This window comes from Amycolatopsis lexingtonensis (assembly GCF_014873755.1).
Lineage (GTDB): Bacteria > Actinomycetota > Actinomycetes > Mycobacteriales > Pseudonocardiaceae > Amycolatopsis > Amycolatopsis lexingtonensis.
The window spans coordinates 4,860,361-4,877,127 of the sequence record NZ_JADBEG010000001.1 but is presented as its reverse complement, the minus strand read 5'-3'; the positions used below and the strand labels follow the sequence as shown (position 1 = coordinate 4,877,127).

The following is a 16,767-nucleotide window of genomic DNA, read 5'->3' as shown; positions in this document are numbered from 1 at the left end:
CGCCCGGGTGCGGTGCCGCGAATCTCCGGGTCAGGCCCGGAGGCGCAGACCGGACGGCGTCGCCCGGAAACCCGCTTCCCGCAGCACTTCCGCCAGCTCCGAGGTGAGGGCTTGCTCGCCGTCCGCGCGCTGGACGGCCAGCTGGCCCAGCCAGCCCTCGCGGACCGCGGCCGACAGTGCTTGGGCCGCGTCCGACAGGGGCTGGCGTTCCTCGGTGAAACTCAGCAGTGATCGGCCTCCTCGCTCGACGTACAGGGCCGGGACCCCGTCCACCAGTACCGCCAGCGCCCCGGCCTTGCGTGCGGGACGGTGTTTCGTGTCGCCGGTCGCCGCCGGCCAGGGGAGGGCGGCGCCGTAGGGCTGGGCCGGGTCCGCCGCGGCCAGGACCACCGCGCGGCCGGGGGCCGGGCGGCCCGGGCCGGACAGTGCGCGCAGGCGGTCCACCGCGCCCTTCGCCGCGAACTGGGCCGCGCCGAGCCCCTCCACGACGTAGCCGCGGATCACCTGGCCGGTGTCCTCCATGCCGCGGAGGACCTTGTAGATCCCGGAGAACCCGCCGGTGACGCGTTCGGTGTCGAGCGCGCCGCGGGTCAGGACGCCGTGGCGCTCCAGGAACGCTTCCGTGCGCGCGTGGGCTCGCCGGGTCGCGTCGGTTTCGCGGGGCGGGGTCAGCGCCCACCGGCCCGCCACGGTCGGCGGCCCGGACCGCGACGGCATCTGCGGCCGCCCGGCCCGCAACCGTGCGTACCGGCCGCGCGGTGCCTGGCGCCGGGGTTTGTGCGCGCCGTGCCCGGCGACCTGGGCCCGCAGCGGGCCCAGCGTGTCGCCCGTGACCAGCCCCGCCCACACCAGGTCCCACAGCGCCGCCACGACTTCGGCGTCGTTCGGTGCCTTCTCCAGCAGGACGGTCGCGCGGTCCACCAGCTGCCGGAAGAACAGCGCGCCACCCTCCAAAGTGGACACGATCGCGTCGTGCAGCGGCCCGGTCGGGATGTCCTCGACGACTTCGGGCAGCAGCAGGTCCGCGACGTCCGTGGGGGCGAGGGCGATCCAGCCGTCCCCGCCGGACAGCGCACCACATCCCGCCCAGGTGACTTCGCCCGCCGTCGTCAGCTCGTCCAGCAGCGCGGGGGAGTAGCCCGGCAGCCGACCGGGCAGGATCAGCGACTCCACCGCGCTCGCCGGCAGCGGCGCACCGGCGAGCTGCTCGACCACCGACAGCACGTCGTCCGCCGTCGGTGCCGCCCGGACGCGCCCGCCGAACCCGTGCCACGCCGGCAGGAACCGGCCCAGCGCCGCCGGTTCGACCGGCTCGACCTCCGCTCGCAGCTTCGCCAGCGAAGCCCGCCGCAGCCGGCGCAGGACCGCCGAATCGCAGTACTCGACCCCGACGCCATGGGTGTCGGGATGCCCGACCGGGCTCAGTTCGCCGCGGACCAGCCGGCCTTCGCCGGTCATCCGGTCGAGGACGCCGGTGACGACGGCCAGGCCGAGCCCGAACCGCTGGGCCACCGCGGCCGCCGCGAACGGCCCGCGGCCGCGGGCGTACCGCGACAGCAGGTCGCCGAGCGGGTCCGCCACCGGTTCGGTGAACGCCTCGGGCACGCCCACCGGCAGCGCGGTGCCCAGCGCGTCCCGCACCCGGCCCGCGTCCTCGATCGCCAGGAACCGTTCCGTGCCGCCGATCCGCACCCGGATCGCCCGCCGCGCCGCTTCCAGCTCGGTGAGCCAGTCGGCCTGGATCCCGCGCTCCGCGGCCTCTTCGACGGTCAGGTCGCCGAGGAACCGCAGCAGGTCGGCGGCGTCCTCGGCCGAGCGCGCGTGCCGGTCGGGTTCGAGCCGCTGCAGCGACCGTTCCACTTCGCGCACGGCTTCCGGGTCGAGCAGTTCTCGGATCGCCTCGGTGCCGAGGAGCTCGGCCAGCAGCGCCGAATCCAGCGACAGAGCCGCCGCCCGCCGCTCGGCCAGCGGGGCGTCGGTCTCGTACAGGAACATCCCGACGTAGCCGAAGAGCAGGCTGCGCGCGAACGGCGACGCGGCCGGCGTCTCGACCTCCACCAGCCGGACCTTGCGGGCGCGGACGTCGGACATCAGCTCCCGCAGGCCGCCCACGTCGTAGACGTCCTGCAGGACTTCCCGCATCGCCTCCAGCACGACCGGGAACCGTTCGTACTTCGCCGCGACCGACAGCAGCTGCGACGCGCGCTGCCGTTGCTGCCACAGGGGAGTGCGGCGCCGCGGGTCCCGGCGCGGCAGCAGCAGCGACCGCGCCGCGCACTCCCGGAACCGGGCCGCGAACACGGCCGAGCCGCCGACTTCGGCGACGATCAGCTGCTCCACCTCTTCGGGGTCGAGCAGCACGTCTTCGGCGCCGATGGTGACGTCGTCGCCGTCGGCGTCCAGCGCGTCCGGCAGGCGCAGGACGATGCCGTCGTCGGAGTGCGCCACCTGCGCGTCCACCCCGCGGTTTTCCCGCAGCCGCGCGGCGATCGCGAGGGCCCACGGCGCGTTCACCTGCGCGCCGAACGGGGAGTGCAGGATGATCCGCCAGTCGCCCAGCTCGTCGCGGTAGCGCTCCAGCAGGAGCGTCCGGTCGTTCGGCACGTGCCGCGTCGCGGACTTCTGCTCGGCCAGGTAGGCGAGCAGGTTGTCCGACGCCCGCTCGTCCAGGCCCGCCGCGGTGGCCCGCTCCCTGGCCTTCTGATCGTCCGATGTGGACAGTTCGCGGACGAACTTCCCCAGCGCCCGGCCGAGTTCGAGCGGACGGCCCGGCGCGTCGCCCTTCCAGAACGGCATCCGCGCCGGCTCGCCCGGCGCGGGCACCACGATGACCCGGTCGTGCGTGATGTCGGTGATCCGCCACGACGACGTGCCGAGCAGGATGGTGTCGCCGACGCGCGACTCGTACACCATTTCCTCATCGAACTCGCCGACGCGCGAGCCGGGCTTGTCGTCCGCGCCCGGCGTCATCACGGTGAACAGGCCGCGGTCCGGGATGGTGCCGCCCGAGGTCACCGCCAGCCGCTGCGAGCCCGGCCGGCCGCGCAGCTCGCCGCTGATGCGGTCCCAGGTGATCCGCGCCCGCAGCTCGCCGAACTCCTCGCTCGGGTACCGGCCCGCGAGCATGTCGAGCACCGCGTGCAGCGCGTCGTCCGGCAGCGACGCGAACGGCGCCGCCCGCCGCACCAGCGACGCCAGGTCCGGCACCGTCCACGGTTCCAACGCCACCATGGCCACGACGTGCTGCGCCAGGACGTCGAGCGGGTTGCGCGGGTAGCGGACCGCCTCGATCGCGCCGCTCGCCATCCGTTCCGCGACCACCGCGCAGGAGACGAGGTCGCCGCGGAACTTCGGGAACATCACCCCGGAGGACACCGCGCCGACCTGGTGCCCGGCCCGGCCGACGCGCTGCAGCCCGGACGCCACCGTCGGCGGCGCCTCGATCTGCACCACCAGGTCGACCGCGCCCATGTCGATGCCCAGCTCCAGCGACGACGTCGCCACCACGCACGGCAGCCGCCCGGACTTGAGGTCTTCCTCGACGTGCGTGCGCTGCTCCCGCGACATCGACCCGTGGTGCGCCCGCGCGATCACCGGCGGCGCGCCGGTGGTCACGCCGGACTGCCCGACGGCTTCGGCCGGGAACGCGTCGGCGGGGGTGAGCTCCGTCTGCTCGGCGGCCAGTTCGTTGAGCCGCGCCGTCATCCGCTCGGTGAGCCGGCGCGAGTTGGCGAACACGATGGTCGAGCGGTGGGCCCGGATCAGGCTCAGGACCCGCTCCTCGACGGCCGGCCAGATCGACGGCCGCTGCACGGGGTTGCCCGCCATCTCCTCCAGCGTGCCCAGGCCGCCGGGTGCGATTTCGCCGGGCGGGAAGGCTTCGGTCAGCGACTCGAGCGACCCGAGCGACTCCAGCTCGTCGAGCGGGCTCGGCGCCGGGCCGCTGCGCGGCGCGTCGAGGTTGCTCATGTCCTCCACCGGGACCTCGACGCGCACCTCGATGGTCTTCGCCAGCTTCGGCTGGACCACGCGCACCGGGCGCCCGCCGGCGAGGAACGCGCTCACCTCGTCGACCGGGCGGACCGTCGCCGAGAGGCCGATCCGCTGCGCCGGCTTCGGCAGCAGCGAGTCCAGCCGCTCCAGCGAGAGCGCGAGGTGCGCGCCGCGCTTGCCGCCGGCGACCGCGTGCACCTCGTCGACGATCACCGTCTCGACGCCGCGCAGCGACTCCCGTGCCGACGACGTGAGGATCAGGAAGAGCGACTCCGGCGTGGTCACCAGCACGTCCGGCGGGGTCTTGCCGAACGAGCGGCGCTCGGCCGCGGTGGTGTCGCCGGTGCGCATGCCCACTTCGATCTCCGGCACCGGCAGCCCGAGCCGCCGGGTGGCCTGCGAGATGCCGGCGAGGGGCGCGCGCAGGTTCCGCTGGACGTCGACGGCGAGGGCCTTCAGCGGGGAGACGTAAAGGATCCGGCAGCGTTTCGTGGCCTCCGCCGGCGGCGGCTCCACCGAGAGCCGGTCCAGCGCCCAGAGGAACGCCGACAGCGTCTTGCCGGACCCGGTCGGCGCGACGACGAGGGCGTGCTCGCCCGCGTGCGCCGCCCGCCAGGCCCCTTCCTGCGCCGCGGTGGGCGCGGCGAAGGCCCCCGCGAACCAGTCCCGGGTCGCGGGGGAGAAGAGGTCGAGCACGTCAGTGGCCACGTCGTCCATGATGCGCGGCACCACCGACAGTTTCGGGCGAGCCCGCCAGGATCACGCTCTCGGCGAACTGCGGGTACGTGACGTCGACCCTCGGCTCGTCGGTGATCAGCCGGTAGTCGCGGTCCAGCGGGGCCCAGTAGGAAAAAGGGGCCTGGTCCAGCTTGGAGTGGTCGGCCAGCACGTAGGCTTCCCCGCCCGCGTGGAGCATCGCGTGCTTGACCACCGACTGCTCCAGTGATGGGCAGCACAGCCCCCGGCCGCCGACCACGCCGTCCGCACCCAGGAACACCCGATCGGGTGAGATGTGCCGCAGCTGGGCCAGCACGCTCTCGCCCAGGATCGCTTCGTTGGGGTGCCGCACCCGGCCGCCGAGGACGATCAGGTCGATCCCGGCGAACCCGGCCAGCTCGCGGATGGCGTTGACGCCGTTGGTGACCACCGTCAGCCCCTCCCGGTGCGCGAGGTGGCGGGCGAGCCTGCCGGTGGTCGTGCCGGCGTCGAGCAGCACCACCTCGCCGTCCTCGACCAGCGCGGCGGCCTCGCGGGCGATGGCGTCCTTGGCCGCCGCGTGCTCCTGGTCCTTTTCCCGGGGACTGCGTTCGGTGTCGAGCGCGCCGCCGTAGGTGCGGACGACGTGCCCGGCCCCGGCGAGGGAGGCGAGGTCGCGGCGGATCGTCGACTCGGAGACGCCGAACTCCGCGGCCAGCTCCGCGATGCCGCCGGAGCCGTCGCGGACGGCCTCCAGCAGCATCGCGCGCCGGTCACGGGTGCCTGGTCGAGGCTGGGACATGCGCCGACTCTTCCACAGTCGCGGGTTTCAGCCCGAAGAACGCCAGGCCGGCGGCCACGGCGAGGAACGCGGCCAGCACGACGAACCCGGTGGTCGCGCTACCGGTGACGTCGGTGAGCCAGCCGACCAGGTAGGGCCCGGCGAACCCGCCGAGGTTGCCGAGCGCGTTGATCAGGCCCATCGCCACGGCGACCACCTCGATGCCGAGGAGCCGGCTGGGGATCGCCCAGAACGGCCCGTACGGCATGTACACGCCGGTGGCGACCACGCAGAGCAGGACCAGCTGCACGGCCGGCGGCCAGTGCACGAGGTTGCCGAGCAGGAGCCCGGCGATGGCGACGAGCAGCGGCACGGTGACCGCGAGCCGCCGGTTGCCGGTCCGGTCGGACCAGTGCGCGCACGCGACCATCCCGGCCAACGCGAGGACGTACGGCACGGCGGAGAGGAACCCCACCGCGGTGGCCGAACCGCCCGTCATCGTCTTCACGACCGACGGCAGCCACAGGCTGAACCCGTAGAAGCCGGTGATCCAGAAGAAGTAGACACCGATCAGCAGCAGCACTTGGCGGTTCGCCAGCGCCTGCCGGTAGCCCTGTTTCGCGAAGGCCGGCTTCGCGTCTTCCTCGGCTTTCAACGTGCGCTCGAGGTGGTCGCGCTCCTCGGCGGAGATCCACCGGGCCTTCGCCGGGCGGTCGGCCACCGCGAACCACCAGACGACCGCCCACAGCAGCGGCGGCAGGCCCTGGAGCACGAACACCCAGCGCCAGGACATGTGGTCGAGCATGAACCCGGACAGCGGGGACATGAGGATCGCCGAGATCGGCAGGCACGTCATCCACAGCGCGTTCGCCCTGGCCCGTTCCGCCTGCGGGAACCAGGACGCCAGCAGGATCAGCACCGCGGGCCACACGCCGCCTTCGAACAGCCCGAGCAGCAGCCGGGCCAGATGCAGCTGGGTCTCGTTCCGCACGAGTCCGCACAGCACCGCCGCGAACGCCCACGCGATCATCAGGATCAGCACCGTCTTGCGGGCGCTCCACTTCGCGGCCAGCACCGCCGCCGGGATCTGCAGGACGAGGTAGCCGACGAAGAAGATGCCGCTCGCCAGGCCCTTCGCGCTGGCGGACAGCGGGAAGTCGTCGCCGATGTAGGGCAGGATCACCGCGACGTTCGTGCGGTCGAGGTAGGCCAGCATGTACATGACCACCGCGACCGGGATGACGTACGCCCAGCGCTTGCGGGGGATCACCGGACGCTCGGCGGGTAGATCGCGGGCAGCTTCCGGGCGTACGGCGCCAGCGTCGCCGCGGCCTTGAAGGCCGCGCGCATCGTGCCGTGCGAAGCCCGGCCCGTGCCGGCGATGTCGAACGCCGTGCCGTGGTCGACCGACGTGCGCAGGATCGGCAGGCCGACCGTCACCGAGACCGTGCCGTCGAAGTCGTACGTCTTCGACGCGATGTGCCCCTGGTCGTGGTAGAGCGAGAGCACGCCGTCGAAGCAGCCCTGGATCCCTTGGTGGAACACGGAATCCGCGGGGATCGGACCGACGACGTCGAGCCCGGCGGCGCGCGCGGCGGCCACCGCGGGCGCGATCGCGACGATCTCTTCGTCGCCGAACTTGCCGTTCTCCCCGCCGTGCGGGTTCAGCGCCGCCACGGCGAGTCTGGGCTTCTCCGTGCCGAACACTTCGAGTGCGGTGTACGCCTCGCGGATGGCGTGTTCGATGTTCTCCCGCGTGATCCGGTCGATCGCTTCGCGCAGCGAGAGGTGCCGGGTGGCGAAGAAGATCTTCAGCCCGGACACCCAGAACATCGTGTTGAACCGGGTCGAGCCGGTCAGCTCGCCGAGCATCTCGGTGTGCCCGAGGTGTTTCGAGCCCGCCGCCCAGATCGCCTCCTTGTTGATCGGCGCGGTCACGACCGCGTCGACCTCGCCGGCCAGCGCGAGCCGGGTGGCGACCTCGATCGCGCCGACCGCCGCGGCCCCCGCGGTCGCGTTGACCTCGCCCCACGGCAGGTCTTCGGTGACGACACCGAGGTTGAGCACGTCGATCACGCCCGGGGTGAAGCGCGCGTCGGCGACCGTGGCGATCGGGTTGATCTCCACGGACAGGCCCAGGTGCCGGGCGACGCGGTCGAGCACCGGCGCGTCGCCGACCGCGACCCCGCGCGCCAGCTGCAGCGCCTCCGGCTCGGCCAGGGTCTTCAGGGTGATCTCCGGGCCGATGCCGACGGGGTCGCCGAGGGTGACGGCGAGGACGGGGAGGTCGCTCACGGGTTCTTCCTTCCGGTGGCCAGCACGTGGTTGAGGTGTTCCAGGCAGGCGACCGCGGCGTCGCGGCCGCCGATCAGCCCGCCTTTGGTGGCGAAGGGCAGCCCGGTGTACGGGGCCCGCCGGAGAGCCGTCCGGCCACCGCGAGGGGCAGGACTTCGGTGTCGATCTCGAAGCCTTCGGCCCCGAGCGACTTCGTGACCTCGACGGCGATGTCGCCGCCGGTGGCGTAGAGCCCGCCGATCCGGTGCGCGCCGAGCACCAGCCGGGCGGCTTCCCCGAGCGCGGGCGGGATCCGCGCCGCGACCGCCGGGTCGACCGGCGTGCCCGGGGCGGGGGCCCGGGTGCGGATGCCGACGACCCGGTGCCCGGCTTCCAGGAGCTGCCCGGCCGCGGCGGCGATGGCCGGTGGATCGGGCCGGTCCGCGTCGACGTCGACGTACCGCGCGTCCAGCACCAGCTCGGTTTCCAGGAGCTGGTCGTGCGTCTGGCCGGTGATGCTGCCGACGACCGCGAGCACCGGCGGGACGGTGCCGTGGCCGGGGGCGAGGCCCAGCGCCGCCGCCAGCCGGACGCCGAACGGCCCGGAGTCGACGGAGATCCACCGCGTGCCTTCGGCCGCCAGCCGGGCCGCGGCCTTGGCGACGGTGGTGAGGTGCCGGTTCGTCGTGGCGTCGCAGACGACGATCGCGGCCGGGCACCGTAGGGCGGCTTCGACCGCCGCCACGCCTTCCTCGACGACGTCCAGCGGCAGTTCGGCGATCTCGCGGTGCGTCGGCCCGAGGAGGGTGCGGACCCGGGAGGACCCGACCGGCGCCAGTGGATCGCGTGCGGCGGGGCTTTCGGCGAGCGGCACGCCGTCGACCAGGTGCAGGCCGCCGAGGGTGACCCGGCCGGCGTCCGGGAAGGCGGGGACGACCAGCGCGCGGGCGCCCGGCGCCGAGGCCAGGACGGCTTCGGTCTCCACGCCGACGTTGCCGCGCAGCGTCGTGTCCACGCGTTTCACCGTGAGCTCGACCGGTCCGGCCAGCTCGATCGTCTCCCGCACCGCCCGCGCGGCGTGTGACGGCGAAGCGTGCCGGGTACCCAGGTTGACCACCAGCGCGTCGATCCCGCTGTCCGCGTGGAAGCAGGGTGCGCCCGGCTCCAGCGGCGCGTTGACGGAAACCGCGCGCAGCCCGAAGCGGGCATACAGCGCTCCGGTCGCGTTGCTGCCCGTGAGGTCGTCCCCGAGGACGAGCAGCTTCGGCATCCTGAACGCTCCTTTGCGCGGTTCGTGCAACTCGTATGACCGAACTGCGCAACTATCGTGCCTCGTGATCCACCTCTCCGTCAAGCGGCGGGGGACTTTCGCGGGTCCGCACGCACGGTGACCGCGCGCATGGCAGCATCACGGCGAACGCCGTCGAGGCGGGTTTTGTGAAGGGGAGTGCAGTGCGGATCCTGTCGGTGGACCTCGGGACGTCCAACACCGTCGCCGTCCTTTCGGCGCACGGCATGCCGCCCCGGGTCGTCGAGGTGGACGGCTCGGCCAACATGCCGTCGGCGGTGTTCGCCACCGAAGAGGGCACGATCATGGTCGGCCGCGACGCCGAGCGCCGCGCCCGGCTCGACCCGACCCGCTTCGAGCCGAACCCCAAGCGCCGCATCGACGAGCAGACCCTGCTGCTCGGCACCGACGTCGTCCCGGTGACCGACGCGCTGGCCGCCATCCTGCGCCGCGTGCTCGAAGAGACTTCCCGCCAGCTCGGCGGCGAGCAGCCCGACGAGGTCCGGCTGACCCACCCCGCGCAGTGGGGCCAGACCCGCCGCAACGTCCTGATGTCCGCCGCCCGGCTCGCCGGGATGGGCCAGAACATCCTGCTGGTGCCGGAGCCGGTCGCCGCGGCGGCGCACTTCGCGTCGTTCCCCGGCAAGTCCCTCGCGCCCGGGCAGGCGCTCGCGGTCTACGACCTCGGCGCGGGCACCTTCGACGTCGCCGTCGTCGGTGCCACGCAGAACGGCTTCACCGTGCTCGCCGAGGACGGCCTGCCCGACCTCGGCGGCCTCGACGTCGACCAGGCGCTGATGGTGCACGTCGGGCGCGAGGTCTCGCACTCGGACCCGCAGCGCTGGCAGCGGCTGCTGCGGCCCGAGTCCACCGGCGACCGGCGCACCCGGCGCGCGCTGCAGGAAGACGTCAAGGCGGCCAAGGAGGCGCTGTCGCGGCACCCGCAGACCGAGGTGCCGATGCCGGAGCCGTTCAAGGACGTCCTGGTGACGCGCGGCGAGCTGGAAGGCCTGGTCCGGCCGGCGATGCTGCGCAGCGTCGAGCTGCTGTCGCGGACGCTGCGTTCGTCGGGGCTGAGCCCGGACCGGCTGGCCGGCATCTACCTGGTCGGCGGGTCGAGCCGGCTGCCGCTGGTCGGCACCATGATCGCGGAAAAGCTCGGGGTCGTGCCGGGCAGCCTCGACCAGCCGGAAACCGCCGTGGCGCTGGGAGCGCAGCACGTCGCCCGCGACGGACTGGGCGCGCGGACGCAGAACGTCGAAGGCGCGGTGGCCGCCGGCACCGGGCCGCACCGGCCGCAGTACGCGCCCCCGCCGCCTCCGCCGCCGCAGTACCAGGGTTACTTCCCGCCCAGCGGGCCGCAGCCGATGCCGTCGAACTTCCCCGCGTACTCGCCCGCGGCCTCCGCCGAGAAGGCCGAGCCGAAGTCCGGCGGGAAGAAGAAGCTGCTCATCGGGATCGCGGCCGCGGTCGTCGTGGTGCTCGCCGCGGGGCTGACCTTCTTCCTGACGTCGTCGTCTTCGGTGACGACCTACACCGCGGACCAGTGCAAGACGCCGGGCCAGGCGGACGACAAGGGGCTCACCGGCTGCCTGCGCCAGCTCGCCGGGAAGATCGCCGACACCGGCGACTGCAAGCCGGGCATGGGCAACGGCCCGGCGGCGCCGGCGAAGAGCCTCGGCGTGGCCTCGACCTGCTCCGCGCCGGGCCGTGCGGGCACGCAGGTGACCTACGTCCAGGGCGACAGCGCCGACACGCTCAAGGAGTACACCGACGGCCTGCTCTCCTCCGCGGGCGGCGACCGTACCGAGGCCGACTGGGGCGGCAACGGGCTCAAGGGCCACTACTCGTCCGCCGCGGGCAAGACGGCGGCGGTGCTCGTGTTCACGGTGTCGGACCGGCCGCTGGTGGGGTTCATCTACCAGCTGAACTCGAGCGAGCAGGCCGAGGCGACCACGCCGGACACGCTGGCCAACTACTTCGAGGCGAGCGTCCAGCCGGGGGAGTGACGCCGGCTCGCCAGACGTCAGGGCTCCGGCAAAGTCGCGTCGGTGCAGCCCGCAGCGGTGCGCCAGCGTCTTGAATGACTCATTCAGGACCTCCGAAGACCTGAATGAGTCATTCAAGACGTCGGGCGAGCGGGTCACCGACGGCGGAGCGGCCCGGCCGCGTGACTTTGCCGGGACCCCGTCGCCAGACGTCATGAACGACCCGTTCATGACGTCCCCGCGACGCCGGGCAGACCGCGCGGCCGCGACTTTGCCGGGGGAGTGACGCCGGCCGGGAGGTCTTGAATGAGTCGTTCAGGACCTCCGAAGACCTGAATGACTCATTCAAGACGGCACCGCACTGCCGACGCCGGGCTGGGCGGGCGCGAACGGACCGTTCGTGCCCGCCGGTTAGAGTGGGTCCGATGCGGATCACGGTTTTCCGGCGGCTGATGGCCGAGGAGTTCGGCCCCGGCCGGGCCCAGGTACTGGCCAGGGACCACGTCCTCAGCGGGCTCGGCGGGCGCACCGTCGACCAGGCGCTGACCGCGGGAATCCCGGCGAAAGAGATCTGGCGCGAGGTCTGCGACGCCTTCGATGTCCCCTTCGAACGTCGCTGACCTGGGCGGATACGCACGGGTCCTGACCCGGGCGGGCGAAAATCCTAGCGCAAGGGTGTGTCGCTGCCGACCTCGAACACGTGTTCGTCTATCGTGTTGTCCACATCGGGTCCAGCGATCCACAGATTGGGCGCCGCGCCTGGAATTGTCGGTCCCCGCCGCTAGCGTCGGACCGGACAGCTGAAGAACCGACACAGAGCCCCCGGAGAGCCGGGGCTTCGACCAGCGAGGTGGACTTCCATGCCTGCAGCACCCGACAAGGACAAGGCGCTCGAGCTCGCGCTCGCGCAGATCGACAAGCAGTACGGCAAGGGCTCGGTCATGCGGCTCGGCCAGGACGGCCGCGCGCCCGTCTCCGTGATCCCGACCGGTGCGATCGCCCTCGACGTCGCGCTCGGCATCGGCGGGCTGCCCCGCGGCCGCGTGATCGAGGTCTACGGCCCGGAGTCCTCCGGTAAGACGACGGTCGCCCTCCACGCTGTGGCCAACGCGCAGCGCGCCGGCGGTATCGCGGCGTTCATCGACGCGGAGCACGCGCTGGACCCGGAGTACGCCAAGAAGCTCGGCGTCGACACCGACGCGCTGCTGGTCTCCCAGCCGGACACCGGTGAGCAGGCGCTGGAGATCGCGGACATGCTGATCCGCTCCGGTGCGCTCGACATCCTGGTCATCGACTCCGTGGCCGCGCTCGTGCCGCGGGCCGAGATCGAGGGCGAGATGGGTGACTCGCACGTCGGTCTCCAGGCCCGCCTGATGAGCCAGGCGCTGCGCAAGATGACCGGTGCGATGAACAACTCCGGCACCACCGCGATCTTCATCAACCAGCTGCGCGAGAAGATCGGCGTCATGTTCGGCTCCCCGGAGACGACGACCGGTGGTAAGGCGCTGAAGTTCTACGCGTCGGTCCGGCTCGACGTGCGCCGCATCGAGACGCTCAAGGACGGCGGCGAGCCGGTCGGCAACCGCACCCGCGTCAAGGTCGTGAAGAACAAGATGGCCCCGCCCTTCAAGCAGGCCGAGTTCGACATCCTGTACGGCATCGGCGTCTCCCGCGAGGGCTCGCTGATCGACATGGGTGTCGACCAGGGGATCCTGCGCAAGTCCGGTGCCTGGTACACCTACGAGGGCGACCAGCTCGGCCAGGGCAAGGAGAACGCGCGGAAGTTCCTGCGCGACAACCCGGACATCGCCAACGAGATCGAGAAGCGCATCAAGGAGAAGCTGGGCATCGGCGCCCAGGTCGACGCCGAGGCCGTCGAAGCCGTGCCGGCGCCGGTCGACTTCTGATCGAAGGAGAGTTCCACAGGTGGCGAGGGCGCCGAAGATCCCGCCGGCGGAGTTGCCTCCCGAGGAGCGGTACAAGAAGGCCAAGGAGATCTGTTACGACCTCCTGGCCGTGCGTGCCCGCACTCAGGAGGAGCTCCGGCAGGCCTTGCGCCGCAAGGGGTTCGACGAGGAGACCAGCGAAACCCTGCTCGGCAAGCTTGACCGGGCAGGGTTGGTGAACGACGCGGAGTTCGCCGAGCTGTGGGTGAAGTCCCGGCACGAGACCCAGGGCCTGTCCCGCACCGCGCTGCTGGCCGAGCTGCGGCGCAAGGGCGTCGACGACGAGGTCGCCGCGCAGGCGGCGGGCGAGGTCGACCGCGAGTCCGAGGAGCAGATGGCCAGGGAACTGGTCCGCAAGCGCCTCGGCTCGCTGGGCAACGTCGACGAACAGACGGCGTTGCGGCGGCTGCTCGGTTTCCTGGCGCGCAAGGGCTACCCGCAGGGGCTGGCGTACACCGTCATCAAGGAGGAACTCCGCGAGTACGGCGCGGAGTCCACCCTCCTCGACGACGCGTTCATCGACTGACGGTTTCGGGCGCCGGTGCGCGGACCACCGGCACCCGGCGGTCGGAGCGGTGCTTGCGGACCGCGAGCAGCAGCACCGCCAGCAGCCCCATCGCGGCGCACGTGACCACGGTCGACAGCAGCAGGAACTCGTTCAGCTGCCCGGCCGCCAGGTACGCGCCCAGTGCCACCGCCACCAGCGCGCACACCGCACGGTCCACAATGGACTCCATGGACAGCAGGGTCGCGCGGTAGCGGGAGTCCGGGATGGAGTCGTTCAGCAGCTGCTTCTGCACCGGGAAGGCGATGCCCGTCGCCACCGCGAAGACGCACAGCAGCACCACTGCCGCGAACGGCCCTGCCCAGACCAGCAAGCCGAGGCACGACGCCATCACGATCGTCAGCGTGAACACCGAGCCCACCGGGCCGATCGCGCGGCGGAGGCGGTGGGGGCGGGCCGCGCCCAGTGCTTCGAAGATCGTCATCGCGGCCAGGATCGCGCCGTACCAGTTCACCGAGAGCGACTTCGACTCCAGGATCGGCTGGAACAGGTTCACCTGGCAGATCCGGACGAGCGTGAACATCGCGACGCCCTGCACCATCAGCAGCGCCAGCCACCGGGACGAACGCAGCGCGGACAACGCGCCGCCGACGCCGGACAGGAGCGAGGCCGTCTTGCCCGACGTACGCCGGCCGCCCGGGATCGGCGGGAGCTTGCAGGCGAACGCCAGCGCGACGGCCGCGTTGATCGCCGTGAGCCAGTACGGGGAAGGGAGGTTCCACGTCATCAGCAGGCCGATCACCGGCCAGTACACGATCTTGCCGACCAGGCTGTACGCGCGGCCGACCCCTTCGACGCGGAGGTAGTGTTCCCCCTCGCCGTGGGCGTGCAGGTACTCGTACAGGTACGCGCTCTGCGCGCCGGACACCAGCGAGCGGGCCAGTGCGATCAGGACGAAGTGCACCAGGAAGCCGGTGTACGAGCCCAGGAACACCGGCACCAGGTTCGCCACCACCAGCACGCCGGCGCCCGCGGCCAGTGAGGTGCGGTAGTCGAAGCGGTCGGCGATCAGGCCCGTCGGGATCTCCAGCAGGCAGAACACGACGTAGTAGATGCTCTGGATGCCGAAGATCTCGCCGTCGGAGAGGCCGACGAGCTTCTGGTACTGGTAGAAGATCGGTACCCACAGCAGCAGGCCGAAGAAGAACTGGAACCCGTAGGTCAGCCGGACGGCGCGCTGAACGGCCGGTTTCGCGGGCAGGCGCAAGCCCAGCATGGTGATGTCTCCCGGAAGATCAAACGGAATAGGGACGCAGCTGCACGAGGTGGAGGTGCTCGCGGTCGGCGAGCCACTCGATGTCCACCGGTGAATCGAACGTGTAATCGGGCGAGAAGTGGCCCTGCAGCAGGCGACCGGCGACGGCGAGCCGTTGCAGCTGCTCGTGGGCGGCCTCGTCGAGGTCCTCGGCCGCGTCGCCCAGCGACACCGTGCGGCCGCCGCCCTCGACCGTCGAATACAGGTACTGCATCGGCAGGGCCGAGCCCTCGACGACGTCGGTGACCCGGGGTGACACGTTGACGTACACCGTGCGGAAGTCCGCGCGGTTCATCGGGTTCGTCGTCACCAGCACGCCGCCGAAGTCGGCCGTGACCTGCTCCTGGATCACGACACCCATGTAGCAGTCGTCGAGGGAGATCCCGGCCTGCCGGCGCAGGCGGACGCTGCGCACCGACACCAGCGACGCCCAGACCTCCTTGACGCTGGCGAAGATCCGCTCGGCGGTGGTGACGTGGTTGAGCGACTCGTAGATCCCGGCGGCCGAGAACCCGGCGAGGTCCTCGGCGTTCGACGAGCTGCGCACGACGAACGCGCGCACGCCGGCCAGCTGGGAAACCAGCGCGGAGTCGATCTCGCCGGCCAGCGCGCCCGGCATGCGGGCCGTCCGGATCAGCGTCTGCAGCTCGACGCACAGCGGCTCGATCTCCCGCGCGTCCAGCTCCAGTGCCATCTTCAGCTTGCCGATGGCCTGCTGGATCCGGGGCGACGACTCCAGGAACCGGCGCTGCAGCGAGAACGGCAGCGCGATCCCGCGGGGGACGCGGACACGCTCGTCGAGCAGGCGGCGGGCCGCGGCGGTCAGGTCGGGAACCGCCGGGCCCGTGGCGGAATCGGCGGGGATGTCCAGTAGGCGGGCCAAGTACGGCAGCAGGTTGTCCCGCGGCGGGCGGGGCACCTGGTAGAAGCCGAGCAGCCGCTGCGAACCGTGGGCCAGGACGTGGTGCAGCTCGCCGAGGTTGGCCGCCTTGGTGCCGTAGCGGTGCCGGTCGGCCGCGCGCAGCCGCGCGAGGTTCACGATCGGGCTGTGGTCGGCTTCCGGCTGCTCCAGCGTGACGCGCTGGGCGTACCAGCTCGGCGGCGTCGCCGCGGCCGGCTCGGGGATCTCCCGCAGGGTGAGCGCCTGGGCGTCCACCGTGTACTCGACCCACTTGCCGTCGAGGCCGCGGCGCTCGACTTCGGCGAGGGCGCCGAGCTGGACGGCGTTGGGGATCTGCCAGCCGGTGGCCAGCACGTTGGTGTGGGACAACGGCGTCGTGTGCCGGGCGTTGACGATGCCGGACAGCCGCGGGACGTCGTCGGGGACGCGGTCCATCACGATGATGTCCGTCCAGTCCAGCGTGGCCGCCCGGTACTCGGCCTCGGTGCGGAACGCGCGCAGCCGCCCGGTGGCCGTGCCGGGGTTCAGCGCCACGAACGGCGCCGTGGAGAACAGTTCGTGCGCGAAGACGCGGGGCAGCTCCTCGGGCGGGATCTCCCGGACGATCCGCTCCTGCAGCTGGTTCGCCGGCTTGAACACCAGCGGCAGCGCCGGGTCGACGTACTCCGCGACGAAGGCGTGGAACTCGCGGATCAGCGCGGCCGGCATCGTGTCGACCTCGACTGTCTCCAGCGAAAGCAGCTGCGGGTGCCGGGCGAGAATGCCGAGCAGGAACCGGCGGTCCGGTGCGTGGTAGAAAGCCTGGTTGTACGAGTCGATCTCCGCGCGCACCCGTTCCCCGGGGACGCCGAGGATCTCTTCGCCGATATAGATCGCGTGAAAGGAATGGCGCGCGTCGTTCAGGAAGTGGATCACCGAGTTTTCCCGGTCGACCACGACTTTCACGAAAGAATAGCCGCCGAGGGTGCCGCCCAGCTGGTGGAGGGCGGACAGCGAAAGGCGTTCGCCGACGAGTGCGGCGACGTTCTCGGGGGCAGGACTGGGGGCGACCACATCGGTCAGGGACACCGGATCTCCTCG

11 protein-coding genes are annotated in these 16,767 nt (G+C 72.1%); 4 read left to right on the top strand and 7 right to left on the bottom strand.

Features of this window, described 5'->3' with window-relative positions; translation table 11 throughout:
• Positions 1-30 precede the first annotated feature (30 nt).
• The 5 genes from H4696_RS21680 to H4696_RS21660 form a co-directional block, all read right to left on the bottom strand.
• Positions 31-4,710, bottom strand: a complete 4,680-nt coding sequence (locus H4696_RS21680; protein ID WP_192783057.1) for a DEAD/DEAH box helicase — start codon at positions 4,708-4,710, stop codon at positions 31-33.
• A complete protein-coding gene (locus H4696_RS21675) occupies positions 4,691-5,491 on the bottom strand; it encodes a DeoR/GlpR family DNA-binding transcription regulator (protein WP_086864423.1) in 801 nt (266 codons plus the stop codon). The genes H4696_RS21680 and H4696_RS21675 overlap by 20 nt, the downstream gene beginning before the upstream one ends.
• Positions 5,463-6,740 (bottom strand): MFS transporter, encoded by a 1,278-nt coding sequence (locus H4696_RS21670; RefSeq protein ID WP_086864422.1) that lies wholly within the window; start codon positions 6,738-6,740, stop codon positions 5,463-5,465. Before H4696_RS21670 ends, H4696_RS21675 begins: the two co-directional genes overlap by 29 nt.
• On the bottom strand, positions 6,737-7,765 hold the full coding sequence (gene pdxA / locus H4696_RS21665) for a 4-hydroxythreonine-4-phosphate dehydrogenase PdxA (RefSeq protein WP_192782461.1): 1,029 nt from the start codon (positions 7,763-7,765) through the stop codon (positions 6,737-6,739). Before pdxA ends, H4696_RS21670 begins: the two co-directional genes overlap by 4 nt.
• A 73-nt stretch (positions 7,766-7,838) precedes the next feature.
• Entirely contained in the window at positions 7,839-9,014 is a 1,176-nt protein-coding gene (locus tag H4696_RS21660) for a four-carbon acid sugar kinase family protein (protein ID WP_225955767.1), read from the bottom strand.
• A gap of 182 nt (positions 9,015-9,196) precedes the next feature.
• Here H4696_RS21660 and H4696_RS21655 point away from each other — a divergent pair, with 182 nt between their 5' ends.
• From H4696_RS21655 to H4696_RS21640, 4 genes are all read left to right on the top strand, one after another.
• Positions 9,197-11,041 carry an Hsp70 family protein gene (locus H4696_RS21655; RefSeq protein ID WP_086862440.1) on the top strand — a complete coding sequence of 615 codons (1,845 nt, stop codon included), beginning with the start codon at positions 9,197-9,199 and terminating at the stop codon, positions 11,039-11,041.
• A gap of 404 nt (positions 11,042-11,445) precedes the next feature.
• The gene (locus H4696_RS21650) at positions 11,446-11,640 is read left to right on the top strand and encodes a DUF3046 domain-containing protein (protein ID WP_086862439.1); all 195 of its coding nucleotides are present in this window, start codon (positions 11,446-11,448) and stop codon (positions 11,638-11,640) included.
• A gap of 240 nt (positions 11,641-11,880) precedes the next feature.
• Positions 11,881-12,927 carry a recombinase RecA gene (recA, locus tag H4696_RS21645; protein WP_086862438.1) on the top strand — a complete coding sequence of 349 codons (1,047 nt, stop codon included), beginning with the start codon at positions 11,881-11,883 and terminating at the stop codon, positions 12,925-12,927.
• 37 nt (positions 12,928-12,964) lie between these two features.
• A complete protein-coding gene (locus tag H4696_RS21640) occupies positions 12,965-13,492 on the top strand; it encodes a regulatory protein RecX (protein ID WP_086862444.1) in 528 nt (175 codons plus the stop codon).
• On the opposite strand, the gene H4696_RS21635 is transcribed toward H4696_RS21640, so the two are convergent.
• Positions 13,482-14,747 (bottom strand): MFS transporter, encoded by a 1,266-nt coding sequence (locus H4696_RS21635; protein WP_086862437.1) that lies wholly within the window; start codon positions 14,745-14,747, stop codon positions 13,482-13,484. The genes H4696_RS21640 and H4696_RS21635 overlap by 11 nt on opposite strands.
• A gap of 19 nt (positions 14,748-14,766) precedes the next feature.
• On the bottom strand, positions 14,767-16,755 hold the full coding sequence (locus H4696_RS21630) for a PEP/pyruvate-binding domain-containing protein (protein ID WP_143265214.1): 1,989 nt from the start codon (positions 16,753-16,755) through the stop codon (positions 14,767-14,769).
• Between the last annotated feature and the right edge of the window lie 12 nt (positions 16,756-16,767).